The sequence below is a fragment of the Adlercreutzia sp. ZJ138 genome (assembly GCF_011038935.1).
Classification (GTDB): domain Bacteria; phylum Actinomycetota; class Coriobacteriia; order Coriobacteriales; family Eggerthellaceae; genus ZJ141.
The window spans coordinates 73,284-86,427 of record NZ_JAAKEA010000002.1 but is presented as its reverse complement, the minus strand read 5'-3'; the positions used below and the strand labels follow the sequence as shown (position 1 = coordinate 86,427).

At 56.6% G+C, this 13,144-nt stretch carries 12 protein-coding genes and 1 tRNA gene; 9 read left to right on the top strand and 4 right to left on the bottom strand.

What is annotated here, in order from left to right:
- Positions 1–22: 22 nt before the first annotated feature.
- Positions 23–955 (bottom strand): NrfD/PsrC family molybdoenzyme membrane anchor subunit, encoded by a 933-nt coding sequence (gene nrfD / locus G7Y43_RS01280; protein ID WP_165043255.1) that lies wholly within the window; start codon positions 953–955, stop codon positions 23–25.
- Between the two features lie 1,048 nt (positions 956–2,003).
- On the opposite strand from nrfD (G7Y43_RS01280), the gene G7Y43_RS01275 reads away from it, so the two are divergent.
- The 5 genes from G7Y43_RS01275 to G7Y43_RS01255 all read left to right on the top strand — a co-directional run bounded on the left by G7Y43_RS01275 (position 2,004) and on the right by G7Y43_RS01255 (position 7,720).
- Entirely contained in the window at positions 2,004–4,406 is a 2,403-nt protein-coding gene (locus tag G7Y43_RS01275) for a molybdopterin-dependent oxidoreductase (RefSeq protein WP_165043253.1), read from the top strand.
- 2 nt (positions 4,407–4,408) lie between these two features.
- The gene (locus G7Y43_RS01270; RefSeq protein WP_165043251.1) at positions 4,409–5,035 is read left to right on the top strand and encodes a 4Fe-4S dicluster domain-containing protein; all 627 of its coding nucleotides are present in this window, start codon (positions 4,409–4,411) and stop codon (positions 5,033–5,035) included.
- Between the two features lie 15 nt (positions 5,036–5,050).
- Entirely contained in the window at positions 5,051–6,004 is a 954-nt protein-coding gene (gene nrfD / locus G7Y43_RS01265) for an NrfD/PsrC family molybdoenzyme membrane anchor subunit (protein ID WP_165043248.1), read from the top strand.
- A gap of 72 nt (positions 6,005–6,076) precedes the next feature.
- The gene (locus G7Y43_RS01260; RefSeq protein ID WP_241158094.1) at positions 6,077–6,790 is read left to right on the top strand and encodes a molecular chaperone; all 714 of its coding nucleotides are present in this window, start codon (positions 6,077–6,079) and stop codon (positions 6,788–6,790) included.
- Between the two features lie 381 nt (positions 6,791–7,171).
- Positions 7,172–7,720, top strand: a complete 549-nt coding sequence (locus G7Y43_RS01255; RefSeq protein WP_165043246.1) for a rhodanese-like domain-containing protein — start codon at positions 7,172–7,174, stop codon at positions 7,718–7,720.
- Between the two features lie 126 nt (positions 7,721–7,846).
- Here the strand turns inward: G7Y43_RS01255 and G7Y43_RS01250 are convergent, their stop codons facing one another.
- Positions 7,847–8,359 (bottom strand): hypothetical protein, encoded by a 513-nt coding sequence (locus G7Y43_RS01250; protein WP_165043243.1) that lies wholly within the window; start codon positions 8,357–8,359, stop codon positions 7,847–7,849.
- Positions 8,360–8,901: 542 nt separating this feature from the next.
- On the opposite strand from G7Y43_RS01250, the gene yedE reads away from it, so the two are divergent.
- The 3 genes from yedE (at position 8,902) to G7Y43_RS01235 (ending at position 10,522) form a co-directional block, all read left to right on the top strand.
- On the top strand, positions 8,902–9,963 hold the full coding sequence (gene yedE / locus G7Y43_RS01245; RefSeq protein WP_165043241.1) for a YedE family putative selenium transporter: 1,062 nt from the start codon (positions 8,902–8,904) through the stop codon (positions 9,961–9,963).
- Between the two features lie 11 nt (positions 9,964–9,974).
- Positions 9,975–10,181 carry a sulfurtransferase TusA family protein gene (locus G7Y43_RS01240; RefSeq protein ID WP_165043238.1) on the top strand — a complete coding sequence of 69 codons (207 nt, stop codon included), beginning with the start codon at positions 9,975–9,977 and terminating at the stop codon, positions 10,179–10,181.
- Positions 10,182–10,285: 104 nt separating this feature from the next.
- The gene (locus tag G7Y43_RS01235) at positions 10,286–10,522 is read left to right on the top strand and encodes a DUF3343 domain-containing protein (protein ID WP_165043236.1); all 237 of its coding nucleotides are present in this window, start codon (positions 10,286–10,288) and stop codon (positions 10,520–10,522) included.
- Here G7Y43_RS01235 and selD read toward each other — a convergent pair.
- The gene (gene selD / locus G7Y43_RS01230) at positions 10,519–11,607 is read right to left on the bottom strand and encodes a selenide, water dikinase SelD (protein WP_165043233.1); all 1,089 of its coding nucleotides are present in this window, start codon (positions 11,605–11,607) and stop codon (positions 10,519–10,521) included. The two genes, G7Y43_RS01235 and selD, sit on opposite strands and share 4 nt — an antisense overlap.
- A 215-nt stretch (positions 11,608–11,822) precedes the next feature.
- Here selD and G7Y43_RS01225 point away from each other — a divergent pair.
- Positions 11,823–11,919 (top strand) — tRNA-Sec (locus G7Y43_RS01225).
- Positions 11,920–11,981: 62 nt separating this feature from the next.
- Here G7Y43_RS01225 and G7Y43_RS01220 read toward each other — a convergent pair.
- Positions 11,982–13,004, bottom strand: coding sequence for a leucine-rich repeat domain-containing protein (locus G7Y43_RS01220; protein ID WP_165043231.1), 1,023 nt, complete (start codon positions 13,002–13,004; stop codon positions 11,982–11,984).
- Positions 13,005–13,144: the final 140 nt, after the last annotated feature.

The following is a 13,144-nucleotide window of genomic DNA, read 5'->3' as shown; positions in this document are numbered from 1 at the left end:
GCCAATCTAGTCATCTTCTCGATCAAGCAACCATCAACATGAGTGCTTTGTATTCTACGGCGGCATTCATTACGCAAAAACGCAGAAAGAAACCACCCACAAGCACCAATACGCCCAGAATTATCAAAAACCAAGCCCTCATGCGTTTTCGACGCGCGAATGCGACTTCTATAGCCAACGGTACCAGAAGGCCGCAAACGATAAGCCCCACCCAGAATTGCAGAGGAGCGCCATCAATGAAAAGTAACTTGAACAGAGATGACTCACCGAAATCTCCAAGTTGCAACCACATCGCACCCAATGCGACACTTTCGCACACGATGCACGCGACATCGACTCCAAGCAAGCGTTCGAGGGGTTTGACCACACTCAAATAAGAAACATCCGATAACCCTATAACAACAAGCATGGTGGCAATGCCTGTCGACAAGGAGGAGAACAAGAACAACGCAATCAGGAAAGGTGATGACCATGGAGTTACTGTCCACATGCTATTGAGATAGACACCCGTATAAACAATCACGATTGCAGCCAGTATCCCTGTAAAGATCTCGACAACTCTGCAAGCCTGACATCTCGAGCGAACCGGCAGCAGACTAAGCGCTAAAAGAACGCCGACACACACGACAAATGCCACAAGAACAATGGCGCCCAAATTGAGCACCGACAAAGTTGGCTGAATGAATAGCAGATGGGCCTGCTGTGGACGAGTAAGATCACCTAGCAAACAAATGCATCCCATAATGGCGGCAAGCAGGACGATGATAAGCATTGCCTTATATGTTCGACAATGTAACCTCACCCACTGCCATAAAACCAGTTCGGAACGATTCTTCTCTTCCTCGCCCGAAGATGATGCAACGTCGATATACCAACGAACACCCAAGCACACCAAGCAGGAACCACCGGCAAGGCCGCCAAAGAACAGATACCATGTAACTAATTCGCCAAACAAGTGGCATCCTGTCATAGTAGATATAGAGAAAACAGGACAAATTGTATCATAGTGAGAATGGCTCGCCCGAGTTCGACTCTAAGCTACCACCACGCATGTGGTTCTTACGAGTCTGCGTGTCACCGAGCGCCCCTCGCGGGCGCTTTCCTGTCTCTTCTTTTTCTAGTTGCGTCAGCTGCGGCAGACGTATTGGCTGCGGGTTTTTCCGCAGAAGGGATTCCAAACATACGATTGTGCAAAGTTAGCCGTAGTTTTGGGAACTTTTTCTACGAAATGTACGATGTGACGTAGCAAATAAAGCCTGCTGAAGCTACAAAGAAGACAACGCTTCTCTCTGACCAGGGGAAATATGGCGGCGTTTTCAGAGAAACGGGAGTAACGCTCATTTTTCCCGTTTTAAATCGTACATTTCGTAGAAAAAGTGGCGGGCGACAAGCTTTATTCTACACAATCACGCATTTCATGAAAAAAGTGGCCGCTTATACAGGCGGGAGTCAGCGTCGTTGGGCACTGGCGTGGTCGACAGCCGACGAATTGCCTGTACTTTAGTGCTTCCCCATTCCCCGTACTTCCTTTATCTCCGCGCCCCGCACTCCAATTCGGTATACACCAACCGAAATCCCTACGCTCCGTGCGGAGCCGCGACGTCCGCGACCACGAGCCATAATCCTTTTCTTTTCGCTTCCCGATCGAATCATTATGTCAAAAGAAGGATAATTACTGATCTTGATTATTTTATTCTCGCTCCTATAATAGGCGTCAAGGGGGGACATAACAACAAGGACGCACTTCTGCCACACGTCTTCTTCTGCTCAATCCTTCCTTCCGTGCTTTTGCAGCGCGCAATGCAAGGCCGCGCGCGATCGTTCTGCGCGACAAAGGCGAAACCGACGAGACAACCAAAGCAATGAACCGCAACCTCGCCACGCGAGACGCGAGTTTCTGCGACTCCATCGAAACGAGACGCTGCCCGCTTGCGCCTGTCTGACTTGGATAACGACGTTGCCTGCACTAGGTTGCGCATTGCGAAACACGATTCGAGGAAACTATGACAGAGAAGAAAAGCCTGACGAGGCGCACCTTCCTTCAGGGAACCGCTGCGCTGGGCGCGTTGGCTGCACTTACGGGGTGCACCTCGTCATCTTTGGAAGAGGCCCCGGTCAACCAGGAAGCAATCGACGGAGGCGAAGTTGAAGTTCGTCACGCGTGGTGTCAGATGTGCGGCCCCGCGCGTACCAGCTGCTCCACGCTGTGCTACATCAAAGACGGCCGCTGGGTCAACGTGGAGGGCAACCCCGCCGCCGGCAACAACTGGGGCCGCGGATCGCGCTCGCTGTGCGCTAAGGGCCAAGCAGCCATGCAGACCATCTATGATCCGACGCGCCTGTTGTACCCCATGAAGCGCGTTGGCGAAAAGGGTGAAGGTAAGTTCGAGCGCTGCACCTGGGACGAAGGCATCCAGGCATTCGCCGACAAACTGAAAGAACTTGCCGATGACGGCATGCCCCAGGCTCTCGGAATGCTGTCGCCGCAGTTCTGGCCCGTGCTCGCCCAAATGGGCCGTCGTTTTATGAACGTGTATGGCACACCCAATTACATGCACAGTGCTATCTGTGCCTCGCAGCGCGCAGCTTCCAAGCGCATCTCCATTGGCCCGAAGGCCGATTGCGCGCCGAAACAAATGGACAAGACCGAGCTTTTGGTTATATGGGGCGCGAACCCCGAGAACTCAGCCGTGAACCAAGGCCAGCCCGCTAATATCGTAAAGCAGAAGGCTCGCGGCATGAAGCTCATCGACATCCGACCGATGATGGACCAGCTTACCTCCAAGGCCGACATCTGGCTGCCCATCCGCCCCGGCACCGATGGCGCACTGGCGCTTGCCTTCCTAAACGTTATCATCGGGGAAGACCTCTACGATCACGATTTCGCGGAGAACTGGTGCAACGGCTTTGACAAGCTGGCTGAGCACGTGAAACAGTTCAGCCCCGAATGGGCCGCCGAGAAGACCGGCCTTGACGCCGAGCAGATTCGCACCGTCGGCCGCATCATGGGCACCACCAAGCCCATGGGCATTCTGTACGGCAACGGTATCGGCGACCAGCAAAACGACGGCAACTGGGAATGCGTTTCCATCTGCCTGATCGAAGCCATTACCGGCAACTTGGATGTTCCTGGTGGCGGCGGTGCAGGCAAGGTTGCGCCCCCGCCGTTGGTTAAGACAAGCGCTATCGACATCCTGACCGACCGCATGCCCGAAAGTGACATCGACAAGGAAAACGGCTTCGCGCCCGGCGTAGGCAACTTGGTTGCACCCGAGTTCCCGCGTTGGTACCAAGGGCCTAAGACCTGGGAATCGGGCGGGTCAACCGCATACTACAAAGGCCTGATGAGCATTTTGTCCGAAGAGCCTTACCCGCTGCGTGCCGTGCTCGGCCAGGGGTCGAACCCCTTCGGAGCCACGCGTCAGCCGAAAAACGTCGCCGAAGCGCTGAAGAAGCTGGAGTTCTACATAGTAGTAGATACCCACTGGAACTCGTCATGTGACTACGCCGACTACGTGCTGCCTGCCTGTTCGCACTATGAGGCGGGACAGCAATTCGCCACGAAGAACTCGCCCGCTGGCACCTTCATCGGCATGAACCAGCAGATCCAAGAACCCATGGGAGAATCCCGCTCCGACTGGGACTTCTTGCTCGATCTGGCCGTAGCCATGGGATATGGCGATGACTTCTGGGGCGGCGACATGGACGAATGCTTGCGCGAGCAGCTTGCCGGCAGCGGTATCACGCTCGAGCAGCTGCGCGAAGCCAACGGCGGCATCTTTGTCGAGCGCACCGACGGTGCCAAGCCAACCGATCCGGTGTACCAGAACTACGGCGAGCTGTTTGCCATGCTTCCGAACGGTAAAGTGCAGTGCTACAACGAATGGATTGGCGGCAAGCCGAATTGCATGGAAACCGGTGAACTGGGCTTTTTGCCTGAGTACTCCGGCCCGCCCGAGGGTATTGCCGAAACCCCCGATCTGGTGGAAGAGTATCCGCTCATCATCAGCGACGTTCATGCATATCGTCTGTGCGAACACAGCTACTACGTCAGCATCCCCTACCTGCGCGAACTGCAGCCCTACCCGTGGGTACGCATCAATCCCGCAACGGCAAAGAAGTACGGTATTGCCGACGGCGACTGGGTGAAGATCGAATCGCCCTACGGCTGGTGCAAATTGCAAGCCCAGTATTTCGAGGGCATATCTCCCGAAGTGCTCATGGCCCGTCGCGGCTGGTGGCAATCGTGCGAGGAACTAGGCCTGCCCGGATACGGCAGTCTTGACGGCGGCGCCGACACCACCGTTTTGTACAACACAGATATCGAGAAGTTCGACCCGTTCCATTCCTCCATGGCGAAGCAGACGCTGGTTAAGATCAGCAAGACCGAGGAAGGGGAGGAATAACCATGTCCAAGCAATACGGATTTTACGTCGATACCGACAAGTGCATCAAATGCTGGGCGTGCGAAATCGCCTGCAAGCAGTGGAACGGCATTCAAGCAGGCACGGTGGCGCGCCGCAAGGTGCACGAAGTGACCACTGGCACGTTCCCCAACGTCACCCGCAAGTTCATTTCGCTTTCCTGCATGCATTGCGCAAACCCGGCCTGCGCCAGCGTGTGCCCGGCCGGCGCCATCACGAAGCGTTCGGAAGACGGCATTGTCGTTGTTGACAAGAACAAGTGCATCGGATGCCATTACTGCTTCATGGCTTGCCCCTTCGGCGTGCCTCAGTATACCGACGAAGGTATGGAGAAATGCGACTGCTGTATCGGCAATGGCGTCACCCCGGGAGACACCCCCCACTGCGTGATGTCGTGTCCCACTCAGGCGTTGCAGTTTGGCGAGCTTGCTGAACTGGGTGACGCTGTGTCGCAGATGACTGCAGCAGAAATTGTGGGTACTCCACTGGCCTCCGCAAACGCCACAGCAGGACCAACGGTAACCGCGGCTACGGTTGTGATGACCCCCGACGAGCTGGCAATTGATGATGGCGGCGAGAAAGTGGCCGCAGTCAACAGCAATGGCTGCTAAACAAGGAGGTTTCTAATGGCTGAGTTGCAAACGGTATGGGGCTGGCTGCCGGCCATATACCTCTTCTTAGCAGGCCTCAGCGCTGGGACGTTTCTTGCCGTAACCGTGCTGCGATTTGCTGTACCTGATCGCTTTAACCGCACGGTCACGTACGGATCATGGGCAGCGCTCGCGTTTTTGGCTGTAGGTCTGCTCGCGTTGCTCGCTGAAACGGAGAAGCCGTTTCAGGCGCTGATTATGTTCACGAGTTTTGTGAATTTCTCGTCGTGGATGACCATCGGTGCATGGTTGCTGCTTGTGGCCTCTGTGCTGTTCTTGGTCAACGCAATACTGGTTACACCCCGCCTCGTTCAGAATGCGGGCACAAGTGCAAAGACAGCGGGCAAGGTGGTTGCCATCATCGGTGCTGTTGCGGCTGTATGCGTAGCGCTGTACTCGGCAGTGCTGCTGGGAGCTGCACCCTCCGTGCCACTGTGGCAAACATGGACGCTGCCGCTGCTGTTCTTAGCATCGGCGGTTGATACAGGTCTCGCACTAACGCTTATGGTGCTGCTGTTCGACAAGGACAAGACCGACAACCCCAAGGTGGTCGCACTGTTCGAGCGCGCCATCTGCGTAGCTGTTGTAGTAGAAGCTCTAGTACTGGCGGCGTTCGTATTGACATCTCTGTCGAGCGATGTCACTTCCGCATACTCCGCAAGCATTCTGACGAGCGGTGCTATGAGTGTGCCGTTCTGGGCAGGCGTTGTGATCATTGGCCTGGCTATTCCCCTGGTCATTTCCGCCATCGCCGCAGCAACAAGCGGCAAGGACACGAAGTTGCCCGTCGCCGCATCCGTTGCGGGTGGTGCTTGCTCACTCGTGGGCGGCTTGGCTCTGCGCTACGTCGTGCTGGCTGCAGGCACGCACGCAGCAATCATTGCCCCGCTTGCCTTCGAGGCAATGCTGGGTATCCAGCTTATGCTCTAAATCTACCAGCAGTGGCCGGTCCGTACAATCGGACTGGCCACTGCAAAAAAGGCTGCAAGAAAGGTTGCAAGAATGAATGAACGCCATCCAGGCTCTTCAACGAGGGAATCCAGCGCTGATGCCTCTGCCACCGAAGTCCTTGCGGAAGCAATGCCGACGGCGGCAGAAAGCCGTGCAGCAACGTACCGCTTTCTATCAGCGCTGCTCCTGAACGAAGTAACCAGCGATTTCCTGAAAGCAGCGGCTACTCAGCCACCAGTTACCGATGGGACGCTGGGCGCCTATTTCGCATCGCTTTCCACTGCCAACATCGAGCAAGCGCGTATCGACGCCGCAGCTGAATTCGCCGCCCTTCTACTGAACATGTCGCCCGATCCGGTGGCAGTGTATGAGTCGGTGTACACCAGTCCCGAACACCTGATGATGCAGGAGGCTCGCGACGAGGTGCTGGCTGCATACCGCGCTGAGGGCTTCGTCGTAGGAAAGAGCCAAAACCTACCCGAAGATCACATCAGCTTTGAACTGGAGTTTATGGCACTTCTGTGTGAACGCGAAGAAGCGTGCATGAGCACCCTCGATGCCGCTGGGGCGGGCCACAGCCGCGCCGTGCAGAAGGCCTTTCTGACCGATCATCTGCTACGCTGGGCACCTATCTTGGCCGCCGACCTGGCTTCAAAAGCGCGCAGCAACCTGTATCGTGGCCTTGCCGAAACGCTGTCGCAGTTTCTGGAATTCGAGCGGGAAGAGTTTGGGTTACCACCAGCGAGCCAGCACGCTGCCTGCTAACGTGCATTGCGTGCGTTAAGGTTGCGTGTGTTGATCGTATTAGCATGACCACGATCAGAAAAATGGTTGCCATTCGGGTGGCTGGAAGATACAATAGTCTCACAGCAACCGACGCAGATCTTTCTGCTACCTGCGTCACTTCTGCACAAGGGCATACTTTGCCCACTTTTGTTGTTTTTAATTCTGCAATTCGCTTGGCGAGCTGTCGTGCGATTTCGTGCGGCATTAAGGTGGCTCACATAGCTGCCTTAATGCGCCCACAAGAATCACACGTATGCTGTTGAGCTTTTGCGTCGGCTTCGCTCATGCGTGCCGGCATTGTTATTCGGACCGTACAATAGTGAGACGGCCGAGCTAGACAAAAGGGAAGGGAAATTAGTTATGAAGAAAATCGCAATTGCCGTATGCGCGTTCGCGCTGTCTTGTGGCCTGCTTGCCGGCTGCAGCTCCAGCGAGCCCGCAGAAGAAACCACCGAACCCACCACCACCGAAAGCACCGAAGCTACAACTGACGAGGCTGACGATGCTGCCGACGCTGGTACCGTAGAGGTCACCGAGACTGGTGTTGCCATGCAGCAGATGGCTCCAGCCGATGCTGAGGCTAACCTGGACAACGAAGAGTACGTGTTCGTTGACCTGCGTAAAGTTGCTGACTACGACGCTGGCCATATTCCGGGTGCCATCAGCGCCGACCAGGATGCTGCCGTAAATGGCGACTATGCTGCAGGCGTTGAAACCATGAGCGCTGCAATGAAGGACGCCACGGGCAGCGAAAACGGTGGCGACAAGAAGATCGTTCTTGTTTGCTACAGCGGCAAGAAGTACGCTCAGGCTGGCACCGATGTGCTGAACGCCCTTGGTGCCAACATGGACAACGTGTTCACCCTCGAGGGTGGCATGAAGGCCTGGACTGGTGCAACTGAGGCATAAGCTTCTCTTTTGACCCCTCCTCATCTCTTGCCTCCCCGGTTCGTCCGGGGAGGGACCGGACCCGGGACCCCCAACCCGGGCCCGGTTTTTTTATGCTTGCCTGTTCGTGATTTCATTGGAAAACGATTACAGGTTGTTTGCGCCATCACTGTTATCAGTGTCATCTACACTGAATGGTGCGCTGCCCTCGCGCGCTGGTGTGCCGTTCGTCTTCTGCTTCCGTAGTTTGCCAACGCCGCGTGCGGCAAGCGCTGCGCCGCCTGCGATGGCGGCGATTCCGGGGCCGGGCAGTACGAGCAAGGGAACGCCTGCGACTGCAATCGCGCTGCCCGCGACAGTTTGAGCAATGCCTGCCGCGCGGCTGTCAGAGGAATCCATAGCGCGTGCGGCGTTCGCTGCGGTTTGCCCCGCATTCTTTGCGGCGTCTTTAACCACAGGAGCGGCTGCTTTGGCGCTTGTCACGGCTGCTTTCGCTCCTGTCGATGCCGCTTCGATACCAAATGCGGTCACCTTCATGCCAGCTTCGGCAGCTTTTGGAACGATGGTTGTCGTCACTGCATTCGAAGCGAGTTTTGCTGTGCTGCTCGCGATGCTCTTTAGCGCTTGCGCTGCGTCGTTCGTTTGCATGCGGTTTCCCATGATCCCTCGCTTTCTCGCTGGTTTGCGTTTCCTATGATAATGATATGCGTTACACCTTGTCCGTTGCCCTTTTGCAACGCAGTAGTTTCCCGATTGTTGCCAGCGTCTCGACTATTACTGTGGAAGTTATGTTGCCAGCGTCGGTCGCCGCTTCGGGAGGCGGATACGCAGGCATGAAGACGCTATCGCGTTTCGGGCCGCATCAAGGCGTAAAAGGCACGTAAAAGGCTACTCCCGACGTTGTGTCGCCGGTGGACAATTCGCACTAAGCTGCTACAATTACGAATTCCGAGAGGAGCTGGGGGTCTTCGATTCTGCGTAAGGGGATTGCCGGCTTGCTCTCTTTCGATTGACGATAACCCTTGCTACTTAGTCTGCAAGTACGTGCGCTATTACGGTTTCCGTAATTTCGTCAGGGGTTGTTCTGCGAGCGCCGATCGAAGTTTGACTTATCGATAGGGCTTTCTGCACAGGCGCGCCCCACCCGGCACGTTCTGACCTTGTCGTACCTATCTGAATGCAACGAAAAAGGAAAACTGCTTATGGATACTCGTAAGAAAGAGATTACGACGCTTGTCGTTTGTGGTTTGCTCGCCGGTGCCGTGGCAGTTGTGCTGGCCATTGGCGGCAACCCGAAGAACATGGCAATCTGCGTCGCGTGCTTTATTCGCGACATCGCTGGTGGACTTGGGTTGCACTCTGCCGCTAAAGTCCAGTACATCCGCCCCGAGATCATTGGTATCGTCGTCGGTGCGCTTATCATGGCTATCGTCGGCAAGGAGTACAAAGCGACCGCTGGTTCTTCACCGCTGACTCGCTTCTTCTTGGGCTTTATGATGGTCATCGGTGCCTTGGTGTTCTTGGGATGCCCGCTTCGCATGGTGCTGCGCATGGCTGCTGGCGACCTGAACGCATGGATCGGTCTGGTTGGCTTTGCCGCCGGTATCGTCACCGGTGTGTTCTTCCTGAAGAAGGGCTTCTCGCTAGGGCGTGCAGTGAAGGTTGGCAAGGCGGAGGGCATCATCCTTCCTGTCGTGCTGGTTGTTGTGCTGGTGTTAAGCCTTACCACGGCCCTGTTTAAAGCTTCTACGGAGGGCCCGGGTAGCATGCACGCCGTCGTGCTCGTGTCCACGCTCGGTGGTCTCGTGTTCGGTGCGGTTGCGCAGAAGTCCCGCATGTGCTTTGCGGGTGGCTTGCGCGACACCTTCCTGGTGCGCGACTTCAGCGGGCTTATCACCATCGGCTTGCTGTTCGGTATCGTACTCGTGTACAACCTGGTGACTGGTGGGTTCAAGCTGAGCATGGCCGATCAGCCCATCGCTCATTCCCAGGCGCTGTGGAACATCCTCGGTCTGTACGTAGTTGGCTTCGCCGCAGTGTTGCTGGGTGGCTGCCCGCTTCGCCAGCTGGCACTTGCCGGCTCCGGCTCGGGCGACTCGGCGGTCACGTTCCTCGGCATGCTGGTGGGCGCTGCGTGCGCACATAATTTCAACCTCGCTTCCAGCACCGATGGCGCCACGATGGGCGGTCAGATCGTAACCATCGTGTGTATCGTGGCCCTGTTCGCCATTGCGGCGGTTAACCTGAAGAAGCGCAACGCGTAAAGGAGCGAATCATGATCGAACTCGATGCTAAAGGGCTGTCGTGCCCCCAGCCGTTAATGATGGTGAACGACGCCATGGCTGGCAATCCTGGTGAGACTATCGTCGTTGAGGTGGACACCGCTACGCCGCGCGATAATATCCTGCGTCTTGCCGCTCGCAAGAAGCGCCAGGCGAGTGTGGAGGAAGTTGACGACATCTTCCGCATTACCATCGAATAGCGCACTGTAATCGCATTTCCCGAACGAGAAGAGCGGGTATGCGAAACGGCAGGCGGGCCCTCGGTGTGAGTGCCCGCCTGTTTTGATGTTGGGAAGGAGCGCCGATGCGCAGCAGGAAGATAAAGCTGGTTGTTTCGTTCTATACGACAGCCGACGCGTTTGCGTTTGAAGCTGCATGCAAGCAGGCCGGCGTGTCGGGGCGCTTAGGAACGGTGCCGCGCCAGATGTCAGCCGGGTGTGGTATGGCGTGGTACGCCGAGCCCGAGTCGTGCGACCGCATTGTGGCGATGTGTACTGAGCAGCATCTCGAGTACGAGGATATGGCCGAGATAGAACGCTAGACGATTTCGATGGTTCCGGCGGCTGCCGTCGTTGCGTGCCCGATGCGCCAAGGTGCGCGGCCGGCATGGCGCTCAAACGCTTCTTCCCACGCGCGCGCGTTTTCCGGCGCGATGGCAACCAGGAGGCCACCGCTCGTTTGCGGGTCGCAGAGCACGCCCATGCGGTTGTCGAACTCGTCGTCGGTTAAACCTCGTGCAGACGTGAAGTCTTCGGCCCAGTCGATCAAGTCGAATGTTTTTCCCGGGCGGCAATAGGCGCAAGAGTGGTCGTAGGCGCGCTCGAATAAGGGAATGCTGTCCCAGCGCAGCTTCGCCCCGCAGCCGCTCGATTCCAGCATTTCGTGCAAGTGTCCCACCAGGCCAAATCCGGTCACGTCGGTGGCCGCATGCGGGCGCACCTCCAGCATGGCATCGCCACCGGCCTTATTCAGCTCCATCATCTGCTCGATGACTGGGCGCATGCTCTCTTCGGTTTCAAGGCCCGCGCGTAATGCCGAGTTCATAAGCCCTGTTCCCACACGCTTGGTGTAGTACAGTAGATCGCCCGGCTGAACGCCCGTGTTGCGTATGATGCGGTTGGGATGCACCATGCCAAACACCGACAAACCATATTTGGGCTCGTCGTCGTCAATGGTATGGCCACCCACCGTAACCGCGCCCGCTTCTGCAACCTTGTCGGAACCGCCACGGATAACTTCGCCCACAACCGACGTTCCCAGCTCGGCGGGGAAGGCGAGGATGTTCATGGCCGCTACGGGTACGGCTCCCATGGCAAACACATCGGACAGCGCGTTGGCAGCTGCCGCGCAGCCAAACTCGTATGGGTCATCTACTACCGGGGTGAAAAAGTCGAGTGTCAGCACCGCTGCCTGATTATCGTTAATGCGGTACACCGCTGCGTCATCGGCAGTTTCGAATCCCTGCAAAAGCTCGGCGTTCGGCGGCGGCGCTATTGTTTCTAGGATATCCTTCAGGTCGCCCGGACCCCATTTCGCGGCTCAACCGCCTTTATCGGTCAGGCGCGTTAGGTGGATGCGCCCGTTTTCGTCATACGCCTGGTCAAGGCGCGAGTTTCCGCATGACATAAAGCGTTCCTTTCGGTTGTGGGCTCGTCGATTATAGCGGGCCGGTTGTGTGTTCGTTCTTCCGGCCGAAACACGATGCGGCGCAAGGCTAAAACACCGCATGTTGAGGACGAGATGACCCATATTCGTGCTCGAAAATTTCGAGAATTATCAATGACTTCGCGAGTATAGCACGGCCTGTGGGCTATAATACAGCGAACTCTGATCGCGATTATGGAGATGGATGGGGCCTGGTGGCTCCCGCGGCCTTCAAAGCCGTTGCGAGGCGCGCAGAACGTCTTGGGTGTGTTCGATTCGCACGCATCTCCGCCACTTCTTCGCTGGGGTACTTATCTCAAACACCCCAGAACAAAACGGCCCTTGCTCACTGTTTCCTAGGATTGTGCTTCCTTCTCGGCCAAAAAGAACTCTACGAGCACGTCCATGCTGGGATGCTCGACTTCTTTCAGGAGACCATTCGCTTCGTTCAGTAGTTCGCGAATCTGCGTCGCCTGTTCTTCGCTTTGCCGTTTTCCCTCCTTCGTTGTGGCGTCTCGCTGAAGTTGCCCTAGATTAGCCAGCTCTTCGCGGTAGTAGCGCACGTCCTCGCGCAGCTGCTCGACGTATTCTTCGTGGGCTTGCCTAAATTCCTTGGTTTTGAGCCACTTGTCTTGCGGGCGAATACGGCCGGTGGCTTCGACGAACTCGCGGGGAAAGGCGTCGGCATACTTGTCAAGATACTGATCGGCACCCGCTATGGTAGTAAGTTCATAGCAATCCCTGAACAGGTTTTTTCCCAAGTGTTTGAGCCCGTCCGGCAACGTGACGGCGCGCAGACCGTTGCAGCCGCGAAACACCTCGTCACCAATGTTGGTCAGTGTTTCGGGAAGCGTTAGCTCGGCAAGGCCAGTGCATCCGCAAAACGCATCTTTTCCAATAGTGGTCACGCAGGCGAACATGTCGATGCTGCGAATTTTCGCGCACGAACGAAACGCACCGAGTCCGATGCTTGTTGCATTTTCGGCTCCATCAACATGCTCGAGCTTCAAGCAGCGGGAAAACATCGTGGCGGGAATGGCAGTAAGCGAAGAGGGCAGGGTGGCCCGTGTGAGCGACGAGCACCCCAAAAACGCATCTTTGCCCACAACGTGCACAGATTCCGGCAGCTTAATGCTGGTCAGACTCGTGCATCCCTTGAACGCCCGGTTGCCCACGCGTTCGAGCGTGGAGGGCAACACCACGCATTCAACATCCGTGCAATCTTCAAACGCGCCATCGGCTAGGCGGGTCACCCCTTCGGGCACCTCGACCACGGCGCGTCCTTCGCCACGGTAACGTTCGAGCGTTAAATCGAAGCAGGGGTCGGGTATGTTACTGCCTTCGAGGTTCTCGTTTTCGCCCTTTGCAGTTTCGCCCATGGTGGTTTCGCCCCTTTCATTTCCGTACTTGCTGTGATAGTTGTCGTTGCGCCGATTATAAGGGAGCACAGGCGCGCAAACATGCAAGATACAACACACAAGATGCAAACGCGGAAGCGCGGCGACGAATAATGGTGAAC